Origin of the sequence: Streptomyces sp. GbtcB7 (assembly GCF_019091445.1) — a bacterium.
In the GTDB taxonomy this organism is placed as follows: Bacteria; Actinomycetota; Actinomycetes; order Streptomycetales; family Streptomycetaceae; genus Streptomyces; species Streptomyces mirabilis.
The window spans coordinates 197,999-222,141 of sequence record NZ_JAGXJM010000008.1 but is presented as its reverse complement, the minus strand read 5'-3'; the positions used below and the strand labels follow the sequence as shown (position 1 = coordinate 222,141).

21 protein-coding genes are annotated in these 24,143 nt (G+C 71.3%); 8 read left to right on the top strand and 13 right to left on the bottom strand.

Annotated elements, in window-relative coordinates; translation table 11 throughout:
• Positions 1 to 68: 68 nt before the first annotated feature.
• From KVT44_RS15975 to KVT44_RS15965, 3 genes are read right to left on the bottom strand one after another with little or no spacing between them, the layout of a single operon-like run.
• A complete protein-coding gene (locus KVT44_RS15975; RefSeq protein ID WP_217567521.1) occupies positions 69 to 1,118 on the bottom strand; it encodes a Zn-dependent alcohol dehydrogenase in 1,050 nt (349 codons plus the stop codon).
• Positions 1,119 to 1,128: 10 nt separating this feature from the next.
• On the bottom strand, positions 1,129 to 2,274 hold the full coding sequence (locus KVT44_RS15970) for an acyl-CoA dehydrogenase family protein (RefSeq protein ID WP_217567520.1): 1,146 nt from the start codon (positions 2,272 to 2,274) through the stop codon (positions 1,129 to 1,131).
• A 59-nt stretch (positions 2,275 to 2,333) separates the two neighbouring features.
• Positions 2,334 to 3,248, bottom strand: a complete 915-nt coding sequence (locus KVT44_RS15965; protein WP_060901771.1) for an SDR family oxidoreductase — start codon at positions 3,246 to 3,248, stop codon at positions 2,334 to 2,336.
• Positions 3,249 to 3,347: 99 nt separating this feature from the next.
• On the opposite strand from KVT44_RS15965, the gene KVT44_RS15960 reads away from it, so the two are divergent.
• The gene (locus KVT44_RS15960) at positions 3,348 to 4,274 is read left to right on the top strand and encodes a cyclase family protein (protein WP_217567519.1); all 927 of its coding nucleotides are present in this window, start codon (positions 3,348 to 3,350) and stop codon (positions 4,272 to 4,274) included.
• 456 nt (positions 4,275 to 4,730) lie between these two features.
• On the opposite strand, the gene KVT44_RS15955 is transcribed toward KVT44_RS15960, so the two are convergent.
• The 4 genes from KVT44_RS15955 to KVT44_RS15940 form a co-directional block, all read right to left on the bottom strand.
• Positions 4,731 to 5,213, bottom strand: coding sequence for an ATP-binding protein (locus KVT44_RS15955; RefSeq protein ID WP_099922042.1), 483 nt, complete (start codon positions 5,211 to 5,213; stop codon positions 4,731 to 4,733).
• Positions 5,214 to 5,689: 476 nt separating this feature from the next.
• Positions 5,690 to 6,619, bottom strand: a complete 930-nt coding sequence (locus KVT44_RS15950; protein WP_217567518.1) for an acyl-CoA dehydrogenase family protein — start codon at positions 6,617 to 6,619, stop codon at positions 5,690 to 5,692.
• Positions 6,620 to 6,629: 10 nt separating this feature from the next.
• Positions 6,630 to 7,784, bottom strand: coding sequence for an acyl-CoA dehydrogenase (locus tag KVT44_RS15945; protein ID WP_217567517.1), 1,155 nt, complete (start codon positions 7,782 to 7,784; stop codon positions 6,630 to 6,632).
• 7 nt (positions 7,785 to 7,791) lie between these two features.
• Positions 7,792 to 8,985: an amidohydrolase family protein gene (locus tag KVT44_RS15940; RefSeq protein ID WP_067372012.1), complete on the bottom strand. Its 1,194-nt coding sequence runs from the start codon at positions 8,983 to 8,985 to the stop codon at positions 7,792 to 7,794.
• Between the two features lie 160 nt (positions 8,986 to 9,145).
• Between KVT44_RS15940 and KVT44_RS15935 the strand changes: the two genes are divergently transcribed.
• Positions 9,146 to 10,687, top strand: coding sequence for a class I adenylate-forming enzyme family protein (locus tag KVT44_RS15935; protein ID WP_217567516.1), 1,542 nt, complete (start codon positions 9,146 to 9,148; stop codon positions 10,685 to 10,687).
• Positions 10,688 to 10,706: 19 nt separating this feature from the next.
• Here the strand turns inward: KVT44_RS15935 and KVT44_RS15930 are convergent, their stop codons facing one another.
• Positions 10,707 to 11,219 (bottom strand): EF-hand domain-containing protein, encoded by a 513-nt coding sequence (locus KVT44_RS15930; protein WP_099922038.1) that lies wholly within the window; start codon positions 11,217 to 11,219, stop codon positions 10,707 to 10,709.
• A 155-nt stretch (positions 11,220 to 11,374) separates the two neighbouring features.
• Complete coding sequence (locus KVT44_RS15925) at positions 11,375 to 11,758, bottom strand: STAS domain-containing protein (protein WP_180292960.1); 384 nt, start codon at positions 11,756 to 11,758, stop codon at positions 11,375 to 11,377.
• Positions 11,759 to 12,153: 395 nt separating this feature from the next.
• Here KVT44_RS15925 and KVT44_RS15920 point away from each other — a divergent pair, with 395 nt between their 5' ends.
• Positions 12,154 to 12,735, top strand: coding sequence for a sigma-70 family RNA polymerase sigma factor (locus tag KVT44_RS15920; RefSeq protein ID WP_054235636.1), 582 nt, complete (start codon positions 12,154 to 12,156; stop codon positions 12,733 to 12,735).
• A gap of 287 nt (positions 12,736 to 13,022) precedes the next feature.
• Positions 13,023 to 14,222: a zf-HC2 domain-containing protein gene (locus KVT44_RS15915; RefSeq protein ID WP_099925588.1), complete on the top strand. Its 1,200-nt coding sequence runs from the start codon at positions 13,023 to 13,025 to the stop codon at positions 14,220 to 14,222.
• 77 nt (positions 14,223 to 14,299) lie between these two features.
• On the opposite strand, the gene purU is transcribed toward KVT44_RS15915, so the two are convergent.
• Positions 14,300 to 15,181, bottom strand: coding sequence for a formyltetrahydrofolate deformylase (gene purU, locus KVT44_RS15910; protein ID WP_054235638.1), 882 nt, complete (start codon positions 15,179 to 15,181; stop codon positions 14,300 to 14,302).
• A gap of 86 nt (positions 15,182 to 15,267) precedes the next feature.
• Entirely contained in the window at positions 15,268 to 15,714 is a 447-nt protein-coding gene (locus KVT44_RS15905; RefSeq protein WP_054235639.1) for a hypothetical protein, read from the bottom strand.
• A 171-nt stretch (positions 15,715 to 15,885) separates the two neighbouring features.
• Here KVT44_RS15905 and KVT44_RS15900 point away from each other — a divergent pair, with 171 nt between their 5' ends.
• On the top strand, positions 15,886 to 17,214 hold the full coding sequence (locus KVT44_RS15900; protein ID WP_217567515.1) for an ABC transporter substrate-binding protein: 1,329 nt from the start codon (positions 15,886 to 15,888) through the stop codon (positions 17,212 to 17,214).
• 22 nt (positions 17,215 to 17,236) lie between these two features.
• Here the strand turns inward: KVT44_RS15900 and KVT44_RS15895 are convergent, their stop codons facing one another.
• Positions 17,237 to 19,006: a hypothetical protein gene (locus KVT44_RS15895; RefSeq protein ID WP_217567514.1), complete on the bottom strand. Its 1,770-nt coding sequence runs from the start codon at positions 19,004 to 19,006 to the stop codon at positions 17,237 to 17,239.
• A gap of 225 nt (positions 19,007 to 19,231) precedes the next feature.
• On the bottom strand, positions 19,232 to 20,617 hold the full coding sequence (locus KVT44_RS15890; protein WP_217567513.1) for a transcriptional regulator: 1,386 nt from the start codon (positions 20,615 to 20,617) through the stop codon (positions 19,232 to 19,234).
• A gap of 297 nt (positions 20,618 to 20,914) precedes the next feature.
• Here KVT44_RS15890 and KVT44_RS15885 point away from each other — a divergent pair, with 297 nt between their 5' ends.
• From KVT44_RS15885 to KVT44_RS15875, 3 genes are all read left to right on the top strand, one after another.
• Positions 20,915 to 21,577, top strand: coding sequence for a bifunctional DNA primase/polymerase (locus tag KVT44_RS15885; RefSeq protein ID WP_190170773.1), 663 nt, complete (start codon positions 20,915 to 20,917; stop codon positions 21,575 to 21,577).
• Between the two features lie 105 nt (positions 21,578 to 21,682).
• A complete protein-coding gene (locus tag KVT44_RS15880) occupies positions 21,683 to 22,477 on the top strand; it encodes an ABC transporter ATP-binding protein (RefSeq protein WP_099922032.1) in 795 nt (264 codons plus the stop codon).
• Positions 22,474 to 24,096 carry a transporter gene (locus KVT44_RS15875; protein WP_217567512.1) on the top strand — a complete coding sequence of 541 codons (1,623 nt, stop codon included), beginning with the start codon at positions 22,474 to 22,476 and terminating at the stop codon, positions 24,094 to 24,096. The genes KVT44_RS15880 and KVT44_RS15875 overlap by 4 nt, the downstream gene beginning before the upstream one ends.
• Positions 24,097 to 24,143: the final 47 nt, after the last annotated feature.

The following is a 24,143-nucleotide window of genomic DNA, read 5'->3' as shown; positions in this document are numbered from 1 at the left end:
GCCGGCCCCCACCCACCCGCAGACGAATGAACCAGAGTCCGAACCCCGAACCCCGAACCCTGAACCCCCTAGAACGTCAGCACCGCCCGCGCCACCCTCCCCCCCTCCGCGTCCTGCGCCGCCTTGTCGAAGTCCTCGACCGGGTAGGTCTGGGTGACCAGTTCGTCCAGGAGGAGGCGGCCTTCTCGGTAGAGGTCGGCGTAGAGGGCGATGTCACGCTGGGGGCGGGAGGAGCCGTATCGGCAGCCCAGGATGGACTTGTCGAGGTACATGGAGGAGACGAGGAAGGACGCCTCGGCCGTGGCCGGGGGTACGCCGAGGAGGACCGCCTGTCCGTGGCGGTCCAGCAGGTCGATGGCCTGGCGGATGAGCTCGACGCGGCCGACGCACTCGAAGGCGTGGTCCGCCCCCGCGGGAAGGATGTCCTTCACGGCCTCCGTCGACGTCAGGAAGTGCGTCGCGCCGAACCGCCGGGCCACGGCCTCCTTCGCCGGGTTGGCGTCGACCGCGACGATCTTCAGGGCGCCCGCGATCCGCGCGCCCTGGAGAACGTTGAGCCCGATTCCGCCGGTGCCGATGACGAGGACGGTGTCTCCCCGGTCCACCCTCGCGCGGTTCAGGACCGCGCCCACTCCCGTCAGGACGCCGCATCCGATCAGCGCGGCGGACGGGAGGGGGATGTCCTTGGGGATGCGGACGACCTGGACGGCCTTCACCACCGTCCGTTCCGCGAACGCGGAGTTGGACGCGAACTGGTACAGCGGCCGCCCGCCCCGCGCGAACGGCTGCCGCGGCATCCCGATCGCCTTGCGGCACATCGTCGGCCGCCCCCGGTCGCACTCCGCGCACGCCCCGCAGTTGGCGAGCGTGGAGAGCGCGACATGGTCGCCGGGGCGGACATGGCCGACGCCCGCGCCCACCGCCTCGACGACCCCCGCGCCCTCATGCCCCAGGACCACGGGGACGGGGAAGGGGATCGTCCCGTCCACGACCGACAGGTCGCTGTGGCAGAGCCCTGCCGCGGAGATCGCGACCTGCACCTCGCCGGGCCCCGGATCCCGTATCTCCAGGTCGTCCACGACCTGGGTCCGCTTGCCGTCGAAGATCACACCTCGCATCGCGACTCCCTCAGCCCTTGGGTTCCCTCGGCAGGCCGAGCACCCGCTCGGCGATGATCGTGCGCTGGATCTCGTCCGAGCCGCCGTAGATGGTGTCGGCCCGGCTGAACAGGAACAGGTGCTGGGAGGAGTCGAGTTCGTACGGGGCCACGGCCGACCAGTCCCCGGGGCCGGTCGCGGCTTCCGCACCCCGTACCCGTACCGCCAGTTCACCGAGCCGCTGGTGCCAGCGGCCCCACAGCAGCTTGGCGACGCTGGGCGCGCCCGCGTCGCCCGAACCGCCCAGCGTCCGCAGGGCGTTCCAGCGCATCGTGCGCAGCTCCGCCCACTGGCGTACGAGGTGGTCGCGGACGACCGGGTCGGCCGCCGCGCCCGTGGCGACGGCCGTCTCGATCACCCGGCCCAGCTCCTCCGCGAAGCCGATCTGCTGGGCCAGGGTCGAGACCCCTCGTTCGAAACCGAGGAGGCTCATGGCGACCTGCCAGCCGTTGCCCGCGTCGCCGACCACGTGCTCGGCACGCGCCACCGCCCCGTCGAAGAAGACCTCGTTGAACTCGCTCGTGCCGGTGAGCTGGCGGATCGGGCGGACCTCGACGCGGCCGGGCTGGTCCATCGGGACGAGAAGGAAGGACAGGCCGTGGTGGCGGGTCGACCCCGGTTCCGTACGGGCGAGGACGAAGCACCAGTCCGCCTCGTGGGCGAGCGAGGTCCAGATCTTCTGGCCGCTGACGCGGTACGTGTCGGCGTCCCGTACCGCGGCCGTACGGATCCCCGCCAGGTCCGAGCCCGCGCCCGGCTCGCTGTATCCCTGGCACCAGAGTTCCTCGCCACGGGCGACCGGGGGCAGGAAACGGGCCTTCTGTTCCGGGGTCCCGTGCGCGATGAGGGTGGGGGCGAGGAGCTTCTCACCGATGTGGCCCGAGCGGGCCGGGGCCTTGGCACGGGCGTACTCCTCGGCCCAGACGACCTGTTGGGTCAGGCTCACCCGCCGGTTGCCGTAGCCGTCCTCCGCCCAGCCGAGGCCGATCCAGCCGCCCCGGCCCAGTTCCCGTTCCCAGTCCTGGCGGACGACCGGCTCACCGACCGGGTGAGCGGTCAGCCAGTCCCGTGCCGTGCGCCGGAAGGCCTCGTCCTCGGCGTCGAATCCGAACTCCATGCGTCCCCCTCGCCCACGGGCCCAACAGAACAACGGCACCTCACGCGTTCAGCCACGCCTCACGCGTTCGGCCGCGCCTTGCGCGCCGCCGCCCGCGCCATCGCCTCCACCTGTTCCAGCAAGGGCATGGGGTCCACGCCCACGGTCCCCGGCAGGAAGTCCGCGATCCGCTCGGGAGTCCAGGGGCCGCCCTCCGCGTACCCGGCGCGCAGCTCCCGCGGCTGTGCCCACACCGCGATCTTGGGGCCGGCGATCGTGTAGACCTGCCCGGTGATGCGTTCCTCACGGGCACGGTCGGAGAGGAGGTAGACCACCAGCGCGGCCACGTCCTCCGGTTCGCCGATCTCCTTCAGCTCCATGGGGACATTGGCCGACATGCGGGTACGGGCGACCGGTGCCACCGCGTTCGCCGTCACCCCGTACTTGTGCAGGCCCAGTGCCGCGCTGCGGACCAGCGAGATGATCCCGCCCTTCGCCGCGCTGTAGTTGGCCTGCGCGACCGAGCCCTGGTGGTTGCCGCTGGTGAAGCCGACCAGCGTGCCCGCGCCCTGTTTGCGCATGACCGCCGAGGCCGCCCGGAAGACCGTGAACGTGCCCTTCAGATGGGTGGCGACGACGGGGTCCCACTCCTCCTCGGACATGTTGAAGAGCATCCGTTCACGCAGGATGCCGGCCACGCACACCACTCCGTCGATACGTCCGTACGAGGTCAGCGCCGCGTCGACGACCCGTTGGCCGCCGGCCATCGTGGAGATGTCGTCGGCCACCGCGACCGCTTCCCCGCCCGCCGCCTCGATCTCCTTGACCACGGCGTCGGCGATCGAACTCGTCGGCTCGGCGCCCTCGATGGACACCCCGTAGTCGTTGACGACGACCCGTGCGCCCTCGGCCGCCGCGGCGAGCGCGACGGCGCGGCCGATCCCGCGGCCCGCCCCCGTCACGGCGACGACCTTTCCTGCCAAGAAGTTCCCCATGTCCGGCCCCTTCCCGCAGTTTCTGACGGTCCGTTAGATTCGGTCTCCTCGGATTCTACGACCCGTCAGATACCCGGAGACAAGCCCCGCGGAGGACTCATGTCACTTCCGGTCGAGTTCCACGACATCGCCAAGCGCGTGAACAACTGGGGGCGTTGGGGCGCCGACGACGAGATCGGGACCCTGAACCTGATCACCGACGAGGTGGTACGAGAGGCCGCCGCCTGCGTCCGCACGGGGCGGCGTGTCCCGCTCGCGCTCCCTCTCCAGCAGGACGGGGTGCAGACCGGGATGATCCCCGGGCGGATCAATCCACTGCACGTCATGGTGCAGATCAACCAGGAGATCTTCGGTCCGGGAACGGTCGCGTGCAGCGACGACGCCGTGACCCTGGGACTCCAGGCGGCGACCCACTGGGACGCGCTCACCCATGTCTCGCACTCCGGGAAGCTCTACAACGGCCGCCCGGCCGGCACGATCACCCCGCACGGCGGCGCCGAGTTCAGCGGCATCGACAAGCCCCGGCACATCGTCTCGCGGGGCGTCCTGCTCGACATCCCGCGCGCGCGGGGCGTCGACCGCCTCGACGGCGGGCACGCCGTGACCCCCGAAGACCTCGACGCGGCCGAGGAGTTGGCGGGCACACAGGTGCGGTCCGGGGACATCGTGCTCGTACGGACCGGGCAGATCCAGGTCTATCTGGCCGGCGACAAGCACGCGTACGGGTATCCGTCGCCCGGGCTGTCGATCCGTACGCCCGAGTGGTTCCACGCGCGCGATGTCGCGGCCGTCGCGAACGACACTCTCACTTTTGAGATCTTTCCTCCCGAAATCGAGGACCTGTGGTTGCCCGTACACGCGCTCGACCTGGTCGAGATGGGGATGCTGCAGGGCCAGAACTGGAATCTCGAAGAGTTGTCCACAGCCTGTGGACAAGATAATCGCTACGCCTTCCTGCTGTCCGCGATGCCGGAACCCTTCGTGGGCGGCACGGGGACCCCCGTGGCACCGGTGGCCATCCTCTGAGGTCCTGGACGAGCCCCTGGAGTCCCTGGAGAACGGGTCGGCCGGCGGCCGGGGGAGGGTCGACCGGCAGCCAGGGAAAGGGTCGGCTGGCGGCGCGCCACTGCGCGCCCCGAGCACGGCATCGCGCGCCGCCATCCGGTTCCGGCGTACCCGCCCTGCTCCCTCTGGCCCTGTAGGAGCCGACGCCGAATCACGACCCGCACTCGCCGAGGGCTCCCGTCACCGAAACCCTCGTCGTCCCCTCGCGGCGAATCGCTGACCACAAGCGTGATCAAACGGACACGCCACGTCAACACCCGTTCGGGGAATTATCACTTACGCACCCTTTACGAAGGCGCGCACGGAAGCACATCCCGGCGCACTCGGCCCGGACCCGGGCCGCGGAAACGGAACGCGTGCACAGATGCACGAACCGTGCTCCCGCACCAGAGGTACGGGAGCGGGTGCGGCCGCGGACTAGACCGCCTCGTACGCCTCGTACGCGAAGTCCTCATAGGGGGAGGCCGCGTACGCGCCCCCCGCCCGGGCGCCCTGCGTACAGCGGTCGACCTCGCACCAGATGCTCTTGCCCGCGCCCTCGGGGTTCCAGCCCCAGCGGTCCGCCAGGCCGTCGACCAACTCCAGGCCGCGGCCGTTGGTCTCGTCACCCTCGGCATGCCGGGGCACCGGGGGGCGGGCGCTGGAGTCGGCCACCTCCAGGCGGACGGTGCCGACTGACTCACCGAGGACGCCCGGCAGGGACAGCCGCAGCACGGCCGGACAGCCGGTGTGCACCACGGCGTTGGTGACGAGTTCGGAGACGAGCAGGATCAGCGTCTCGGCGAGCGGTTCATCGACACCTATCCCGGACCCGGCGAGCCGCGAACGGGCCCACCTCCGAGCTCGCCCCACCTCCGCGGGGTCGGGCCGGATCTCCAGCTGCACTTGAAGCACCTGCACCGCTCACACCATCCGAACCGGCGGACACATCGCCTCGCGCCTCACGAGGGCCACGATCGTGGCCATGACCTGCATGACCAGAACCAGGATCACGGAACGTGATTCCCTTGAGAGACAGCATGGTTGACGTACAGTCACCCCAACAAGCGCTTCGGGCATATTCCAGCGCGAAGGAGTACGCGTGCGGCATACTGTGCGACGCTCGCCGTGGGGAGTCGAACAGGCAGTCGCGGGGGTCCGGACTGCCTTGCGAGCGGCGAGCATCGCCGGATCCGGCGCGGCCTCAGAGGCAACACCGGGATCGCTCGATCTCGGAACCACTCGCATCCCACACAAGGTACCCGAGCCCGCCGCCGACTCCAGGCCGTGACAAGTCACGCGTAGGACACAACCCGATATCAACGCTCCGTAATTCCGGTATGCCACGATCCGCGACATTCATTGCACCCCTTTCCGGACCGTGCCTGCACAGAGCCCTATCGGCCCACTCCGGACATCAGGTCGGCCGCCAACAACTCCTCACTCTCCGTAGCCATTCCCGTACGTTGAGTCCGTGTCCAAGCCCGCTTCAGATACAGGTGGACGTCGGACTCCCAGGTGAAGCCCATGCCGCCGTGCACCTGGAGGCAGTCGCGGGCGCCGCGCACGGCGGCCTCGTCGGCGAGCAGCCGGGCCGCCGCGATGTCCACGGGGTCGGCCGTGACGGCGGCGGCGTAGACCGCGGCGCGCGCCAGTTCCACCCGCACCAGCATCTGCGCGCACAGGTGCTTGACCGCCTGGAAGGCCCCGATCGGCTGCCCGAACTGCTCACGGGTCCGGGCGTGTTGCACGGCCGTCTCGCAGGCGCGGGCGGCGGTGCCGAGCTGTTCGGCCGCCGTGAAGAGCGAAGTGAGGGGAGCCGTGGGGAGTGCGCCGGTGGAACCCACGGGGCGCACGCCGGTGAGACCGGCCCCACCGGATACGGGTACCCGGTGCAGCGGCGTCAGGGGGTCCACCGGCCGCAGCGGCTCGGCGCCGGTCGCGTCCCCGCGTACGACGTCCGCCTCGGCCAGCCACTCCACCAGGCCGCCGCCGTCGACGGCCGTCACCACGGTCTCGCCGGTGGCGGCCCCGTCCACCACGCCCGCCGCGAGGTGCGTGGCGATCAGCGGGCCGGGCAGCAGGACCCGCCCGGCCTCCTCGAAGGCGAGCACCGTCTCCGGGAGGCCGAGTCCGACGCCGCCGTCCGCCTCGGGCAGGCGCAGCGCGAAGAACCCCGCCTCGCCGAGCTCGCGCCACAGGGCCCGGTCGAGCCTCGGCCCCTCGTCCACGGCGGCGCGCAGCTGTTCCCGGCCGAACCGCGCCGCGAGCAGCTCGCGCACGCCCGCCTTCAAGGCTCGCTGGTCGTCCGTGAGTTGGAAGTCCACGGGGAAGCACTCACCGTCCCTTCGGCAGGCCCAGGATCCGCTCGGCCACGATGTTGTGCTGGATCTGCGAGGTGCCGGCCGCGATGGTGTACGACAAGGAGCTGAGCCGGTCGAGGGTCCACTCCCTGCCCAGGTCCAGCGCCTCGGGCCCGAGAACCTCGGCGGCGGCGTCGTACAGCTCCTGCCGCGCGTGTGAGTACCTCAGTTTGAAAACCGAACCGCCGACCCCCGGCACTCCCCCGTTGCTCTGTGCCTCGCTCACGTTCCACTGCGTGAGCCGCCACAGCGCGCGGAACTCCGCGTTGAGCCCGCCCAGCCGCCGCCGGAGTGCCGGATCGTCCCAGCGGCCGTTCTTCCGGGCCTCGCGCGCGACCTCCCCGAGCACCCGTCGGCAGGCCACGACCTCGCCCACGAAGGCGGTACCGCGCTCGTACGACAGGGTCACCATGGTCACGCGCCAGCCGTCGTTCTCGGCGCCGACCCGGTGCGTAGCGGGCACCCGCACCTCGTCGAGGAAGACCTCCGCGAACTCGGTCGAGCCCGCGAGGGTGCGCAGTGGCCGGACGGTGATCCCGGGCGCGTCCATCGGCATCGCGAGCCACGAGATCCCGCGGTGTTTCGGGGCCGCCGGGTCCGTCCGGACCAGCAGCTCGCACCAGTCGGCGACCTCGGCGTGGGAGGTCCAGATCTTGGACCCGCTCACTACGTAGTCGTCGCCGTCCCGCCACGCGCGGGTGCGCAGCGCCGCGAGGTCCGAGCCGGCGTCCGGTTCGCTGAACCCCTGGCACCAGACCTCCTCGCCGCGCAGCACCGGCGGCAGCCAGCGCGCCCGCTGTGCGGGGGTCCCTTCGGAGGCGATGGTCGGCCCGGCGTGCAGCAGTCCGACGAAATTGGCCCCTACGTAGGGGGCGCCCGCCTTTTCCGTCTCCTCCAGGTAGATGAGGTGCTGGGTCGGCGTGGCGCCCCGGCCCCCGGCGTCGACGGGCCAGTGCAGCCCCGCGTACCCGGCGTCGTACAGCATCCGCTGCCACCCGAGGTCGTACGCCCGCCGGCCGGGCCAGTCGGCCGGGGACGGCTTCGGGGGCAGCGACGGGAGCACCTCGGCGAGCCACGCCCGCAGCCGGGCACGGAACTCCTCCTCCTCGGGGGTGTACGTGAGATCCATGGGCCCGCTACTTGTCGAGGTCCAGGTCGAGCATGCGGATGGCGTTCCCGCGCATCAGCTTGTGGACGGTCTCGTCGTCGAGGCCCTTCACATGGTCGAGGGCGACCTCCTTGGTGTGCGGGAAGGTCGAGTCGACGTGCGGGTAGTCGGTCTCGAAGGTCGCGTTGTCCCGTCCCACGACGTCCAGCGAGGCGACGCCGTGCTTGTCACGGAAGAAGCAGCAGAAGATCTGCCGGTAGTAGTACGTCGAGGGCGGTTCCGGGATGAGGTCCCGGACGCCACCCCAGGCGCGGTGCTCCTGCCAGACGTCGTCGGCACGCTCCAGGGCGTACGGGATCCAGCCCATCTGCCCCTCCGAGTAGGCGAGTTTGAGGCGTGGGAACTTCACCAGCACCCCGCTGAAGAGGAAGTCCATCATCGAGGCCATCGCGTTGTTGAAGGAGAGCGAGGCCTGTACGGCAGGGGGTGCGTCCGGGGACGCGGCGGGCATCTGCGACGAGGAACCGATGTGCATGTTCACGACCGTCCCCGTCTCCTGGCAGACCGCGAAGAACGGGTCCCAGTAGCCGGAGTGGATGGAGGGCAGGCCGAGGTGGGTGGGGATCTCGGAGAAGGTCACCGCCTTCACTCCGCGCGCGGCGTTGCGCCGGATCTCCGCGACCGCCAGTTCGATGTCCCACAGCGGGATGAGGCACAGCGGGATCAGCCGGCCGCCGCTGTCGCCGCACCACTCCTCGACCATCCAGTCGTTGTACGCGCGCACGCAGGCCAGGGCCACTTCCTTGTCGTGCGCCTCGGCGAACGTCTGCCCGCAGAAGCGGGGGAAGGTCGGGAAGCAGAGGCTTCCCTCGACGTGGTTGAGGTCCATGTCCTTGAGCCGCTCGACGGGGTCCCAGCAGCCGCGCCGCATCTCCGCGCGCGTGATGCCCTCCAGGGTCATCTCGTCGCGGTCGAAGCCGACGGCGGCGATGTTGCGCTTGTACGGGAACTTGAGGTCCTCGTAGATCCACCAGTCGGTGGGCGGGCCGTCCGGGTCCATGGTGATCTGGTACTTGCCGCCGACGTAGGCGAGTTCACCGATTCCGGCCGTGAGGGGCTTGGGTCCCCGGTCCTGGTACTTCTTCGGCAGCCAGGTCTCGAAGAGGTGCGCGGGCTCGATCACGTGGTCGTCGACGCTGATGATGCGGGGCAGTTCGGTCATGGTTCCCCTCCGCCTGGCGTACTTATCTGATGGGTCGTCAGATTCTCACTTCCCCAGCAGGCTAGTCCCGCACCCCTGGACCGACAAGGCGACGAGCCCTACGCTCTGCCCACGATCTGACTGTCCGTCAGCTCCATCACGGTCACAGGGGGCCGCCGCCGTGAACGACACCGCCCACGCACTGAGCGCATCCCGCACCCTCTGGGAACTGGTCGCCCGCCGGGCCGACCTCACCCCCGACCGCCCGGTCCTCCTCCAGGGCGACCGCACCCTGAGCTTCGGCGAGTTGCGCGACCGCGCCGAGCGGGTGGCGGCGGGCCTGTACGACATGGGTGTACGCCCCGGCACGGTGGTCGCCTGGCAGCTGCCCACCCGTATCGAGACCGCCCTGCTGTCCTTCGCCCTGGCCCGCCTCGGCGCCGTGCAGTCCCCGGTCATCCCCTTCTACCGCGACCGCGAGGTCGGCTTCGCGCTGCGGGAGTCCAAGGCCGAGTACTTCGCCGTACCGGGCGAGTGGCGCGGGTTCGACCACACGGCGATGGCGCGGCGGCTCGGTGCGAAGGGCGTCTTCGAGGCGTACGACGTGCTGCCGGACGGCGATCCCGCCGCGCTGCCCGCTCCGCCCGCCGAGGGCATCTCGGTCCGCTGGATCTACTGGACCTCGGGGACGACGTCCGACCCCAAGGGGGTCCTCCACACGGACCGTTCGCTGATCGCGGGCGGGTCGTGTCTCGCCCACGCGCTGCGGCTGTCGGCCGATGACGTGGGCTCGATGGCCTTCCCGTACGCGCACATCGCCGGGCCCGACTACACGGTGATGCTGCTGCTGTACGGCTTCCCCGCGGTGATGTTCGAGCACTTCGCGCTGCCGGAGGCGCTGGCGGAGTACCGGCGGCACGGGGTGACGGTGGCGGGCGGTTCGACGGCGTTCTACTCGATGTTCCTCGCCGAGCAGCGCAAGCGGCCGTCCGAGCCGGTCGTCCCCACGCTGCGGCTGCTGGCGGGCGGGGGCGCGCCGAAGCCGCCGGAGGTGTACCACTCGGTCGTACGGGAGATGGGCGTGCAGCTCACCCACGGGTACGGGATGACCGAGGTCCCGATGATCACGATGGGGGCGCCGGACGACACGGCCGAGAACCTCGCGACGACGGAGGGCAGGCCGCCGGCGGGCATGGAGATACGGATCGTGGACGGCGAGGTACGGCTGCGTGGGGAGGCCGTCTGTCAGGGGTATCTGGACCCGGCGCAGACCGCCGAGGCCTTCGACGAGGACGGGTTCCTGATCACCGGCGACGTCGGTCATCTGACGGAGAGCGGGCACCTCGTCCTCACCGGGCGCCTGAAGGACGTCATCATCCGCAAGGGCGAGAACATCTCGGCGAAGGAGATCGAGGACCTGCTGCACCAACACCCGGCCGTCGGCGATGTCGCGGTGATCGGCCTCCCGGACGCCGACCGCGGCGAGCGGGTCTGCGCCGTGGTCGAACAGCCTCCGGGCGCCGACGAACTGACGCTCGCCGTCGTGGTCGCGTACCTGCGCGAGGAGGGACTCTCCGTCCACAAACTCCCCGAGCAGTTGGAGGTGGTGGACGCCCTCCCCCGCAACGAGACGCTCCGGAAGGTACTCAAGTACAAGCTCCGGGAGCGGTTTTCGGGGCGTGCCGGAGGTGCCGGGGCTGTAGGGCCGGACCCGGCACCATGAAGACAACTGTGGAGCAGGCCTACTCCGGAACTGTGAAGTAGCGGGCGAACGAGGTGACGACCTCCGTTTCGCCGATCCGGCCGTCGGCGTCCGTGTCGAGCGCGGCGGCCGCCACGGCTGCGACGCCGTCGGGCACGCCCAGGGCCCTGAGTACGCGGACGGCCTCCTCGACCGTGGCCGCGCCGTCCCCGTCCGTGTCCGCGACGGCGAGGGCCGCGTGCAGGAAGGGACGGGCGATCTCCCCGAAGCGGTCGGGATTGTCGCGCAGCCGCTTCACGGCGCCGTTCACGAACTCTTCGCGGGTGATGCGCTGATCGCCGTCACGATCCGCTATCCCCGCCATGCCCTGCCAGAACGCCTCCGCGCCGACGTACAGGGCCTGGCCCTTGTCCGACCGTGCCGCCGTGTCGAACTCGGCGAGAACCGCCTTCGCCGCGGCGTTGAAGTCCTCCCGGTCGATGTAGCCGTTGCCGTCCTGGTCGAAGCCGGCGAAGCGGGCGGCAATCCTGCGCTCGTACTCGGTACTGACCATGGTCTTCTCGGACCGCCTTACAACTCAGCCGGACTCTCAGCCGGACTGCGGTTTCATCTGGCACGGAGCGTACGACGCCTGGGCAACCGGGGGTGCGGGAAAACGACGGTTGTGCCAAGACCGAGGGAATTCCCGGACAACTGTGTGGCGCGGGCTCACGCCGACAGCGGGCTCGACTCCTCGTCGACGGCCGAGACGACGTCCGGGTAGACGTCGAAGAGGCGGCGCACACCGAGGGCCCCGAGAACGCGGTTGACGTGGGAGACGTCGGACGCGCCCTGGGCCGGCAGGATCAGCCGCAGGCGCCCCTGGCAGGAGCGGACCAGGCGGCGGGTCGCGATGAGGACGCCGACGCCGCTGGAGTCGCAGAAGAGGACCTCGGAGAGGTCGAGGACCAGACTGTGGCGCCCCTCCGCCACCGCCTCGTGCACCCGTCGGCGCAGCACCGGAGACGTCACGAGATCCATCTCGCCCGACACCCGGAGCACGGCCCACTCGCCCCACTCGCCCCACTCGTCGTCGGTCACCTTGAGCGTCACCACAACGCCTCCCGCTCGCCTCGCCCGCCGAAAAACGGAAGCACTTCTTACGCTTCCTGTCAGCGCGGCTGCCCCACCGTCGTTCTATGAAACACCGGTACGCGATCGATGAAACGTCGGTCTACGGTCGAAAATGCTGGACGACCGAGCTGTTTCGGTCGTCCAGTGGTCACGTACGGTCTAGTTCGATCGGATCCAAGGGGGGAAACGACGGGCTTCTACCATCCGGACCCCGTCCAGGGGCGCACATTGACGTAAAGGGGCGTGCGCTGTCGGACGTGCCGACTACATTCGAGACAGCGATGCACACAGGCTGGACGGGGACTCCGGCCACCGACAGGTACGGACAGGGACGCAGGGACAAGCGCCGGGCAGGAGCAGAGTGAGGGGGCCGCATGGCGACGAAGGACGCACCGCCCCGCTGGGACCGCAAGATGCAGCAGCGGCTCGCACGCGGGGAGGCGGCCGCGCTCGGTGAGCTCTACGACCGGTTCGCCTCGCTCGTGCACGGCCTCGCGCACCGCGTACTCGGCGACGAACGGGCCGCCGACAACATCACCCGCGAGGTGTTCGCCCACGTCTGGCAGAGCCCCGAGTCGTACGACCCCAAACAGGGTCCCCTGCGTTCCTGGATCGCCACGCTGACCCACCGGCTCGCCGTGCAGCGGCTGCGCGCCACCGAGACCGCCGCGCTCGCCCTGGACGGCGGCGGCACCACCGAGGAGTTGGAACGCAAGGTGCGCAGCGCCTCCGTCGCAGCCCGCGCGGACTACATCGTCACGTCCATGCCGACCCCACTGCGGGCCGCCCTGGAGCTGGCGTACTTCCAGCGCCGCGACTACCGCCAGGCCGCCGCCGACCTCGGCGTCACCGAGGACGAGGCCCGCCGCCGGCTCCGCCTCGGCCTGCAACTGCTGTCCACCGCCCACGACACCGGGCTCTCCGGCACGCCGCCCGAATACGGAGGTGCGCGGTGAGCGGAGGAGCGGACCGGTTCGAGCCCTTCGACGAGCCTTTCGACAGGCCTCTCGACGAACACGAGGAGCACGAGGCGAAAGAGGAGCACGAGGCGAAAGAGCAGGGCGGTGAGGGGGACGGCGAGGACGGAGGCGGGCGCGCGCAGGGGGCGGCCGACCGGAGTTCCGGCGGGCCCCGCGACGTCGACGGCGGTCATGGTGACGGCCCTGCCGGAGACGGGGGTGACGGGGGTGACGGGGGCGGCGGTGGGCCCGCCGGACCCGCAGGGTCGGGGCAGCCGCCGCGCATCCCCATGCCGCGTTCCTCCGTCGAGGACACCGGACTGCCGCTGCCGGAACCCGCGCCGCTCGTCCTGGAACACCGGGTGCTGAAGTCGCTGCTCGGCGCGTGGGCGCTGGCCGCCTGCTCGGCGCAGGAGACGGCGGCGGTCGAGGAGCACCTCGGGGAGTGCGGTTCGTGCGCCGACGAGGCGCTGCGGCTGCGCGGGGCGGTCGGACTGCTGCACCCGCCGGAGAGCCTCGATCTCGACCCGACGCTGCGCACCCGGGTCCTGGAGGGCTGCCTGGACCGGCGTCCGGCGCGCATCCCGGTGCCCGAGTGGGCGACGCCCTACGACGCGGAGGCCGCGCGGCTCGACGCACTGTTGCAGGACATAGGAGACGCGGAGTGGCACGCGCCGGTGCGGTTGCGCTGGTTCGAGGGCGACGGGCCCGTGAGCCGGCGTACGACCGTGGCCGGGGTCATCGCGCATCTGCTCTCCGTGGACGGGCTGGTGGGGGTCGCGCTGGGCCTGGAGGACCCGCTCGGCGCCGCGACGGCCGAGAAGACCGAGGCGGAGGGGGCGGCTGCGGGCGCCCCGACCCCTTCGCAGCGCACCGAGGCGTACTGGCGTGCCTCGCACTTCCCGCCCACCCGGGCCGTGCGCGCGCCCTGGCGGGAGCAGAGCCACCACATCGTGCGTACGGTGTCGTTCGCGGGCGGACGCTCCGGGCGGCTCGCCGTGTCGTACGGCGGTTTCGCACTGCCGCTCAGCGACTCGATGCTGGATCGCGCCTTCGAGTGCTGGGTGCACGCGGGGGACATCGCGGACGCGGTGGACTATCCGTACGAACCGCCCGCGCCACGTCATCTGCACCGGATGATCGACCTGGCGGCGCGGATGCTGCCCGTGTCGCTCGCCGAGCGACGGCGGGCGGGGCTGTCGGCTCCGGCGCCCCGCCGGCTCGTCGCCGCCGGGGCGCCCGGGCGCAGTCTGCGTCTGGAGATCGAGGGCTCCGGTGGGGGCGAGTGGCTGATCCCGCTCGACTCCCCGGCGAGCGTCGCCTCCGCCGAGCACGAGGTCGCGCATGTCGCGCTGGACGGGGTGGAGTTCTGTCGGCTGGCGGCGGGGCACGTGTCGCCGGAGGAAGCGGCGGCGGGTCAGGTGGGCGACCGCGAGGCCATCAAAGACGTACTCTTCGCCGCCGCGTCCCTGAGCCGGATGTAGGCCACCCCCGTCCGCCCCCGCCCGCCCGCCCGCGGCCGAAACGATCTCCGGGGCCGGGGGCGAAGCCTCCGCGTGTCCTACGCGAATACCACCGTGCGGCGGCCGTTCAGGAGGATCCGGCGCTCGGCGTGCCACTTCACCGCGCGCGCCAGCGCCTGGCACTCCACGTCCCGCCCGATGGCCACCAGCCCGTCGGGCGTCACGTCGTGGCCGACGCGCTCGACCTCCTGCTCGATGATCGGCCCCTCGTCGAGGTCGGCGGTGACGTAGTGCGCCGTCGCGCCGATCAGCTTCACACCGCGCGCATGCGCCTGGTGGTACGGCTTCGCGCCCTTGAAGCTCGGCAGGAAGGAGTGGTGGATGTTGATGATCCGGCCGCTGAGCTGCTTGCACAGGTCGTCCGAGAGGACCTGCATGTAGCGGGCCAGCACGACCAGTTCGACCCCTTCGGAGCGGACCAGTTCGAGCAGCTGCGCCTCGGCCTGCGCCTTCGTGTCCTTCGTCACCGGAATGTGGTGGAAGGGGACGTCGTACGAGGCCACGAGCTCGGCGAAGTCCGTGTGGTTGGAGACCACGGCCGCGATGTCGACGCGCAGCGCGCCGGTCCGCGCGCGGAAGAGCAGGTCGTTCAGACAGTGGCCGAACTTGCTGACCATCAGCACGACCCGCATCTTGTCCTCGGCCCGGTTGAGCTGCCAGTCCATGTGGAAGGAGTCACCGATCGCCGCGAAGCTCGCGCGCAGCTTGTCCACGGTCACCGGCGCCTCCGCCGAGAAGTGGACACGCATGAAGAACAGTCCCGTGTCGTGGTCGCCGAACTGCTGGCTGTCCTCGATGTTGCAGCCGGTCATGAAGAGGTAGCTCGACACGGCGTGCACGATTCCCTGCTTGTCCGGGCAGGAGAGGGTCAGGACATACTGTTCGGCGGGCGCGGCGGCGCGGGTGGACTGATCGTTCATGCAGGACAGGGTCCCATACGAGGCACCGCGCCGGACGAACCGTCCCGCCACGCGGACGCTGCACCGAGCGTCCCGCCACCCGGACGCTACGCCGAGCGCGTCAGGATCCGCAGGACCTCCAGCGTCCGCGGCGGAGTGTCCGGATCCTCGCCGTCGCTCACCGCGAGACGTACGTGCGCGTCGCGCGCCGCCCGCAGTGCCTCCGGCCACGCCTGGTGGTCGAGGTAGGCGGAGACGGGTGCGTCGGGCCCGACCTGGTGCATGATCCGCAGGACGCGGAGCACGGCGGTGTCGACGAGGGCCGCCTCCTGGGAGTCCCGGAAGATCGTGCCGACGTACTTCTCGGCGGACCAGTTGTCCAGCCAGGTGTCCTCGACCAGGCGGTACACGGCGTCGGTGACGTCCCCGTACCCGTCGATCCCGGCGAGCCAGACGTCACGTTGGAAGGTGGGGTCGGAGAGCATGTGCAGCGCGGAACGCACATTGCTGCGCCAGCGCCACCAGGGCATGTCGTTCAGTGGCATGCCGCCCATGGTGGAGGAGCGACGGCCGCGACGGGAAGAGTTCTCCGAACCTTGCACAGTCGACGATCGTACGTTCTCCGCGAAAATGCGATCATCGCCCCCCGTAATTCACCTCTACGTCACCTCACGTTGACCACGGGTCACACGCAGGTTAGTGATGTGACGGAATCGTGCGTGTCCATGACCGGTAGGCGACGCACCAGCACCACCCCACCCGTCCGCCCCCAGCGGGCCGGGTCCAGAGTCTCGACGAAGGTCAAGGCCAGAGCCCTCTTCGCGGGCGCGGTGGTGGCGTGTGCGTCGATCGCTGTCGGGTGTGGGGTCGTCCCCGGTATCACGGGGGGCTCCGGGGACGACCCCATCACCGTCATGACCTGGGCGCCGCAGGACACCCCCGCGACCAACAAGCCCGGCATGCCCGCCATGGCCGAGGCCTACGCGCGCTGGGTCAACGCGAACGGTGGCATCAACGGCCGCAAGCTCAAGGTCCTGACCTGCAACGACCACAACGACACCGTGTACGCGGCGAAGTGCGCCCGGCGCGCGGCCGACGAGAACGTGGTCGCGGTCGTCGGCTCCTACAGCCAGCACGGCCGTTCCTTCCTGGCCCCGCTGGAGGCGGCCGGCATCCCGTACATCGGCGGCTACGGCGTCACCGACGACGAGTTCTCGAGCCCGCTCTCCTATCCGGTCAACGGCGGCGAGCCCGCCCTGCTGGCCGGTCTCGGGGAGCAGCTCGGCAAGGCGTGCGGCCCGGTGGCGCTCGTCCGCCCCGACACCGTCGCGGGCGACCAGCTCCCGGTGCTGCTCAACGCCGGCCTGAAGGCGGAAGGCCACGCGCCCGGCACCGACCAGCGGGCCGCCGAGGACGCGACCGAGTACTCGAAGCAGACCGAGCTCGCGCTCGGCCGCGCGAGCTCGGACCCGCTCAAGCAGGGCTGTGTGGTGTCCGCGCTCGGGGACCGTACGGAGACCTTCATGGACTCCTTCCGGCGCGACCGCCAGGACTATCCGAAGGTCGGCACGGGCACGGTGCTGGGCAGCCTCGACCAGTCCCTGATCGATTCCACCGGCGGCCAGGCGAGCCCGTACGAGGGCGCGCACGTCACCGGCTGGTACCCGGTGGCGAGTGACAAGCGCTGGGACCCGATGCGCGAGGTCATCAAGGAGCAGGCCTTCGGCGACAACCGGATCGACCCCGCGGACGCCGGCGTGCAGACCACCTGGATCGCGTACAACGTGCTCAAGTCGGTCGTCGAGTCACTGGGCGACGGCCAGGTGACCTCGCTCGCGATCCGGCACGCCCTCGACAACGGCCTCAAGGTGACCACCGGCCGGCTCACCCCGACCCTCAGCTGGCGCTCCGAGGACCTGATCGCGGCCGTCGACTTCCCGCGCCTGGTCAACGCCCACGTCACCTTCCAGGTCGTACGCAAGGGTCAGCTGGCCTCGGAGCGCAACGGGTTCATCGACGTGTCGAAGACGCTGGAGAACGCGGACTCGAACTGATTCGCGGGCTCGGACCGGGCGGTCACAGCTGGGTCGTCGTGCGCCGCGTCAGTCCGTACGTCGAGGCGATCGAGTTCCACAGCCTGGCGGCCTTCGCCTTCTGCGCGCTCGCGGTGCCGCTGGCCTGGGTGGCCGCCGCGGTCTGACCGGTGGTGCGGGCGTGGCCCTTCTTGCAGCCCTTCTTGCCCTTGACCTGGTCGGCCCAGGCCGCGTAGTGGTTGTCGGCCGACGCGGAGGCCTGCCAGGCGCTGTTCAGCGCGGCGGTCAGCTGGGCGTTGTTCGGAAGCTTGTCGACCGAGAGACCGCCGAGCCTGGTCACCAGTTCTGACCGCTGCTTGGCCGCGTCGCGCAGGTCACTGGCCGCCTGGTCCAGGTTGTTGCACGCCTTCACGTTCTCCACGGCGTTGATCACCGAGTCGCGGCTGTTGTTGCTGTCCGCGAGGAGCTTGTCCAGCGCGACGGCCTGCGCCTTGGCCGGGTCGGCCCCCGACGACGAGCCGTCCGTGGCCTCGGCCGTCGCCGACACGTTCTTGCTGCTGTCGTTCTTGCCGCTGTCGCTGCCTCCGCCGCCACCGCTGAGCATGGCGCCGGCCCCGATACCGAGCACGACGATGCCGATACCGACGCCCGCGATCAGCGGGACGCGCGAGCGGCTCCGTCCACCGCGGCCACCGCCGCCGTCGTCGGCCGCGCCGCGCCGGGTGGCGGCCCGCCCGCCCGGCGCTCCGGGCATCCCCGGTGCCTGCGCGGCATACGGGGCGTGCGGGGTGTGGGGGGCGTGCGGGGCGGGAGCCTCGAACCGCGGCAGCTGCTGCGTGGACGCGGGCCCCTCCGACGCGCTCGGCGCACCGGGCGCACTGCGGAACAGGTTGTCGAACTCCGCGGGCGGCTGCCGGTCCTCCGGCCCGCCCGGACGTATCCCGTACGGCGCCGCGCCCGGCTCGGCGGGCACGGGGGCGATGTACTGCGTGGCCTCGGCGTCGGGGTGCGCGGCCGGGGGCAACGGCCTCGAAGGCACCTCGGGCGGCAGCGCACCCGGGCCCACCGGCGAGATGTACTGCGTGGCCCCCTCGTCGGGCGTGGCCGGGACGGGCGGCAGGAACTGGGTCGCGCCCTCGGCCGCGGCCGGAACCGGCGGAATGTACTGCGTGGCGCCCTCGTCGACTGCGGGCGGCAGCGCGCCGGGAACGGCGGGCGGCAGCGCGGCGGCGTGCGCGCCCTGCGGCTGCTGCTGGGGTACGGCACCGCCCTGGTGGCCGCCGTACGCCGGATCCTGTCGGCTGCCGTAGGAGGACGTCTCCTGACCGCCGTACGACGGCGGCTGCTGCTCCCCGTACGGTCGCTGCTCCCCGTACGACGGCGGCTGGGTGCCCTCGGCCGGCAGCGGGCCGCCGGGGGCCTGCTGGACCGGGAAGCCCTGCTGCTGGGCGGGGGCGGCGCCCCAGCCCTGCGCCTGCTGCTCGGGCGCGGCCCAGGTCTGGGTGGACGGGTCGTGACCGCCCCAGTCCGGGGTGGGGGCGCCGGACGGGGACGGCTCGGAGCCGGCCCACGTCTGGGTGCCGTTCACGGGCGCACCCCAGCCCTCGGCCGGCTGCGGGGCCGGTGCCGCCGACGGGTCCGGTCCCCACGGCTGGTCCCAGGTCTGACCGCCCGCCGGGACCGCCGGGGCCGCCGGAACGGCCCGGTCGCCCGTCATGCCCGGCAACAGCGGTTCGCCGCCGTCGGAGGGCAGCACGATGCCTTCGCGCGCCGTGCGCGCCGAGGGCTGCTCGCCCTGTCCACTCTGCGTCACCGGGACTCCTACTAATGGGGGACCTTCGGAATCGTCGGCTCACGCTACCGGGTCCCCACGCGCCCGTGCCACGCAGCACAGGGCGTTACCCCCGCCCCCTGTGACCGGAGTAACGAATACGCCCCACCGTGCGCTGTATCTGACTCCTCCCACTCCAAGCGCTTTCGTTAGCCCGGCGTTCGCGCCCGTGCACACCGCGTGTTCACCAACGCGCACACGATCCACTCATGCCGCCGCCTGCAACTCCAGCCGCGCCCCGAACTCCCGTACCACCGCCTCGTCCCGGTACGGCTCCAGGCGCTGCTGGAAGTCGTCCAGGTACTCGGCGCCGCGGTTGGAGCGGAGCGTGCCGAGGAGTTCGACCGCGCGCATACCCGTGTGGCACGCCTGTTCCACCTCGCGCTGCTGGACCTGCGCGGTGGCCAGCAGGACGTAACCGATGGCCCGGCGGCGGGCCCGCGACTCCGGATGCCCGACGAGGGACTCCTCGGCGCAGCGCGCGGCGGACTCCGCCTGACCCAGGTCACGGTGGCAGTGCGCCAACTCGTCGGCGAGATAGGCCTCGTCGAAGTGCGCGATCCACGTCGGGTCGTCCCCCGAGGCCGCGTCGGCGCCCTCGAGCGCGGTGATCGCACGCCCGGACGCCACCTGAGCGGCGCGCGCGTCGCCCATCAGGGCGTGCCCGCGCGCCTCCGCGGCGTGGAACATCGACTCCGCGCGCGGTGTCACCCGCCCCCGCGCCCCCTCCTGCGCCGCGCGCGCCAACTGCGCGATCTCGCGCGGGTTGCCGAGCTGCGCCGCCAGGTGGCTCATGGACGCGGCCAGCACGTACCCGCCGTATCCCCGGTCCCCGGCCGCCTGGGCGAGCCGCAGCGCCTGGATGTAGTACCTCTGGGCGAGGCCCGGTTGACCGGTGTCGATGGCCATGTAGCCCGCGAGTTCCGTCAACCGCGAGACCGCCGAGAAGAGTTCGCGTCCGACACTCTCCCGGTACGAACCCGCGAGCAGCCCGGAGACCACGCTGTTGAGGTAGTGCACGACGACCGGGCGCACATGCCCGCTGCCGTACTGGTGGTCCAGGTCCGTGAGCGCCTGGGTCATCGCGCGGACCGCCGCCACGTCCGAGAGCCCGACCCGCGGACCCGCCGCACGCGCCACCTGCGAGTCCGGCGCGGAGATCAGCCAGTCGCGGCTCGGCTCGACGAGCGCGGAGGCGGCGACGGACGAGCCGGACAGGAAGTCCCTGCGCCCGACGTCACTGCGCCACAGCTCACACACCTGCTCGATGGCGCCGAGGACGGTCGGCGAGAACTGCAACCCCACGCCCGACGCGAGGTTCTTGCCGTTGGCCATGCCGATCTCGTCGATCGTGACCGTACGGCCCAGCTTGCGGCCGAGCGCCTCGGCGATGATCGCGGGAGCGCGCCCCCTCGGCTGCTGTCCACGCAGCCAGCGCGCCACCGAGGTCTTGTCGTAGCGCAGATCGAGGCCGTGCTCGGCGCCGCACATGTTGACCCGGCGGGCCAGGCCGGCGTTGGAACAGCCCGCTTCCTGGATGAGCGCCTGCAGCCGTTCGTTCGGCTGCCTGGCGACGAGAGGCCTTGCGGCCATGGCGTACCCCCTGTGGCTGCGGTGCCTGCCACGCACCGAGTTGACGTGTCCTCATCGGCCAACCACAGCGAGGGAAGTCGGCCATGAAGATCAATGCCCCGCCGACATACCGAAGATGCGAGACATGTGAGGATTGCCGGGGTAGAGGCGGTTGCCCCGGCCCCACCCCTGGTTACCCACGACCCGCTGTCATTCCCCCTGCGCGCCCCCACCCGTGCATCCATGCGCCCCACACGCGGGAACGATGCCCCTCCCCCGCGCACGGGACCCCCGTAACCCCCTGTGGCGGCTAGAGTTGTGTTCATCGTGGAAGAGACCATCGCGGGGCCCGAGGCCGTCCAAATCCCGAAGCAACGTGGCGAATCACTGCTTGACACCGCCGTGCGATATGCCGAAGAGCGCCATTGGGACGTGTTCCCGGGCACGTGGCTGGAGGCCGTCGACGGGATGCAACGCTGCTCCTGCGGCGAGGCCACCTGCCCCACGCCTGGCGCACACGCGGCGCGCGAGGACTGGGCGACGCAGGCGACGGGCAGTGCGACCGCCGCGCGCCGGATGTGGTCGAAGCAGCCGAACGCGTCGATCCTGCTGCCCACCGGGCGTACGTTCGACGCGATCGATGTGCCGGAGACGGCCGGGTTCCTCGCGCTCGCCCGCATGGAGCGGATGGAGCTGACGCTGGGGCCGGTGACGTGCACGCCGGACCGGCGCATGCACTTCTTCGTCCTTCCCGGCGCGGCGGTGAAGGTCCCCGACCTGGTACGCCGACTGGGCTGGCCGCCCGCCTCCCTCGACCTGGTCACCCTGGGCGAAGGCTCGTACGTGGCGGCTCCGCCCACCCGGTTCGGTTCGCGGGGTGCGGTGCAGTGGGCCTGCCGGCCGACGCCGGCGAATCGGTGGCTGCCGGATGCGGAGGAATTGATCTCGCCGCTTGCCTATGCGTGCGGGCGGGATCGGTAGCCCTGGTTGGCGCCGTCTTCTTCTGCGGGTGCGTTGTGGCTGGTCGCGCAGTTCCTCGCGCCCCTAAAAGCCTAAAAGCAGGGCACTCGCCCTTAGGGTGCTCACATGGCCGAGCAAACAGGGGCAGACGTTCCCGCCGTACGTGTGCAGGGGCTCTGGAAGCGGTTCGGGGAGCAGGTCGCCGTCGCCGGGATCGATCTGGAGTTGCCCGCGGGGCGGTTCATCGGGCTCGTAGGGCCCAACGGCGCGGGCAAGACGACCACCCTCTCGATGGTGACCGGGCTGCTCAGGCCCGACCAGGGCGGCGTCGAGGTCGTCGGCCATGACGTCTGGCGCGACCCGGCGGCGGTGAAGGCCCGGATCGGCATACTCCCCGAGGGCCTGCGGCTCTTCGAACGGCTCTCCGGGCGTGAACTCCTCGCCTACACCGGCCGGTTGCGCGGCCTGCCCGGCGCCGAGGTCGACAAGCGCACCACCCAGCTCCTCGACGTTCTCGACCTCGCGGGCGCCCAGCACAAACTCGTCGTCGACTACTCGACGGGCATGCGCAAGAAGATCGGCCTCGCCGCCGCTCTCCTCCACAACCCCGAGGTCCTCTTCCTCGACGAGCCGTTCGAGGGCGTCGACCCCGTCTCCGCGCAGACCATCCGCGGCGTCCTGGAGCGCTACACGGCATCGGGCGCCACGGTCGTCTTCTCCTCCCACGTCATGGAACTCGTCGAATCGCTGTGCGACTGGGTGGCCGTCATGGTCGCGGGGCGCATCCGCGCGCACGGCCCGCTCGCGCAGGTCCGCGGCGACGCGCCCTCCCTCCAGCAGGCGTTCCTGGAACTGGTCGGCGCACAGGGCCGCGACCGCGGGTCCGACCTGGACTGGCTGGGCGGCGGGGCGACGCGATGAGCACGAGCACCTCCGGAGTCTCCTCCGAGGCCTCGATCACCCCCGTCGTCGTACGGCTGAAGCTGTCGCTGCTGCGCAACGGGCTGCGGCAGTCGGCCGGGCGGCGGGCCGCGTACATCACCTCGGTCGTCGTCGTCCTCCTCTTCGCCGCCCTCCAACTGCTCGGCCTCATCGCCCTGCGCGGCAACGCGCACGCCGCGTCCGTCACCGTCCTGCTGATCGCGGTCATGGCGCTCGGCTGGGCCGTGATGCCGCTGTTCTTCCCCAGCGGCGACGAGACCCTCGACCCGACGCGCCTGGTCATGCTGCCGTTGCGACCGCACCCGCTGGTCCGGGCGCTGCTCGTGGCCTCGCTGGTCGGTATCGGACCGCTGTTCACCCTGTGCCTGCTGGTCGGTTCCGTGGTCTCCGTGGCGCACGGCACGGCGGCGTACGTCACCGGTGTCGTGGCCGTGCCGTTGGCGCTGCTCGTCTGTGTGGCCCTCGCGCGGGCCGTCGCCGCCGCCAACATCCGGCTGCTGTCCAGCCGCAAGGGCCGCGACCTGGCCGTACTGAGCGGCCTCGTCGTCGCGATCGGCGCGCAGCTCGTCAACTTCGGCGCGCAGCGGCTCGGTTCGGCGGGCGGACTGTCCCGGCTCGACCCGGCGGCGGACGTACTGCGCTGGGTGCCGCCCGGGTCGGCGATCGGCGCGGTGGACTCGATGAGCAGGGGCTCGTACGGGGTGGGGGTCGCCCAACTCGTCCTGAGCGTGGCGGCGCTGGTGGGGCTGCTGGCGCTCTGGTCGAGGCACCTGACCCGGCTGATGACCTCCCCGGACGGGTCGACGTTGCAGGCGGGCGAAAGCGCGGCGCGGGAGCGGGTTCCGTCGGGCGGGCTGCGCCGGCTGCTGCCCCCGGGGCGCACCGGGACCGTGATGGAGCGCAGCCTGCGGTACGTGTGGCGCGACCCGAAGACGAAGGCCGCGTGGGTGACCTCGCTGGCGATCGGGCTGATCGTGCCCGTGTTCAACGCCCTGCAGGGCACCGGCTCGATCTACTTCGCGTGCTTCGCGGCCGGGATGCTCGGCATCCAGATGTACAACCAGTTCGGTCAGGACACCTCCGCGTTCTGGATGGTCGCGATGACCATCGCGTCCCCGCACGACGCGTACGTCGAACTGCGCGGGCGTGCGCTGGCGCTGCTGGTGATCACCCTGCCGTACGCGACGCTCGTGACCGTGCTGACGACGGCGATGCTCGACGACTGGTCCAAGCTGCCCGAGGTGCTCGGCCTGTCCTTCGCGCTGCTCGGCGCGATGCTGGCGACCGGCGCCTGGTCCTCGGCCCGCTTCCCGTACTCGATACCTCAGGAGGGCTACAAGAACGTGGCTCCCGGGCAGGCGGGCCTCGCCTGGATCGCCATCTTCGGCGGAATGGTCTCGGCGGCGCTGCTGACCGCTCCCGTCATCGCCCTCACGATCTGGCTGAACGTGACGGCGGACGGGGACCGGTGGAGCTGGCTGCTGCTGCCGCTGGGGGCCGGATACGGGGCGCTGATCACGGCGTTCGGGCTGCGGATGGCGGCGCCACGGACGGCCCGACGGCTGCCGGAGATCCTGGCGGCGGTCAGCAAGGGCTGAGCCGACGGGGAGAGCGACGGGAAGACCGACGGGGAGAGCGAGCTGTC

Excerpts from the sequence above, each read along its gene's own strand:
- KVT44_RS15900 (WP_217567515.1), top strand. The coding sequence starts at position 15,886 with ATGACCGGTAGGCGACGCACCAGCACCACCCCACCCGTCCGCCCCCAG.
- KVT44_RS15930 (WP_099922038.1), bottom strand. The coding sequence starts at position 11,219 with ATGGTCAGTACCGAGTACGAGCGCAGGATTGCCGCCCGCTTCGCCGGC.
- purU (WP_054235638.1), bottom strand. The coding sequence starts at position 15,181 with ATGAACGATCAGTCCACCCGCGCCGCCGCGCCCGCCGAACAGTATGTC.
- KVT44_RS15920 (WP_054235636.1), top strand. The coding sequence starts at position 12,154 with ATGGCGACGAAGGACGCACCGCCCCGCTGGGACCGCAAGATGCAGCAG.
- KVT44_RS15875 (WP_217567512.1), top strand. The coding sequence starts at position 22,474 with ATGAGCACGAGCACCTCCGGAGTCTCCTCCGAGGCCTCGATCACCCCC.
- KVT44_RS15945 (WP_217567517.1), bottom strand. The coding sequence starts at position 7,784 with ATGGATCTCACGTACACCCCCGAGGAGGAGGAGTTCCGTGCCCGGCTG.
- KVT44_RS15960 (WP_217567519.1), top strand. The coding sequence starts at position 3,348 with ATGTCACTTCCGGTCGAGTTCCACGACATCGCCAAGCGCGTGAACAAC.
- KVT44_RS15975 (WP_217567521.1), bottom strand. The coding sequence starts at position 1,118 with ATGCGAGGTGTGATCTTCGACGGCAAGCGGACCCAGGTCGTGGACGAC.
- KVT44_RS15965 (WP_060901771.1), bottom strand. The coding sequence starts at position 3,248 with ATGGGGAACTTCTTGGCAGGAAAGGTCGTCGCCGTGACGGGGGCGGGC.
- KVT44_RS15940 (WP_067372012.1), bottom strand. The coding sequence starts at position 8,985 with ATGACCGAACTGCCCCGCATCATCAGCGTCGACGACCACGTGATCGAG.
- KVT44_RS15970 (WP_217567520.1), bottom strand. The coding sequence starts at position 2,274 with ATGGAGTTCGGATTCGACGCCGAGGACGAGGCCTTCCGGCGCACGGCA.
- KVT44_RS15880 (WP_099922032.1), top strand. The coding sequence starts at position 21,683 with ATGGCCGAGCAAACAGGGGCAGACGTTCCCGCCGTACGTGTGCAGGGG.
- KVT44_RS15905 (WP_054235639.1), bottom strand. The coding sequence starts at position 15,714 with ATGGGCGGCATGCCACTGAACGACATGCCCTGGTGGCGCTGGCGCAGC.
- KVT44_RS15890 (WP_217567513.1), bottom strand. The coding sequence starts at position 20,617 with ATGGCCGCAAGGCCTCTCGTCGCCAGGCAGCCGAACGAACGGCTGCAG.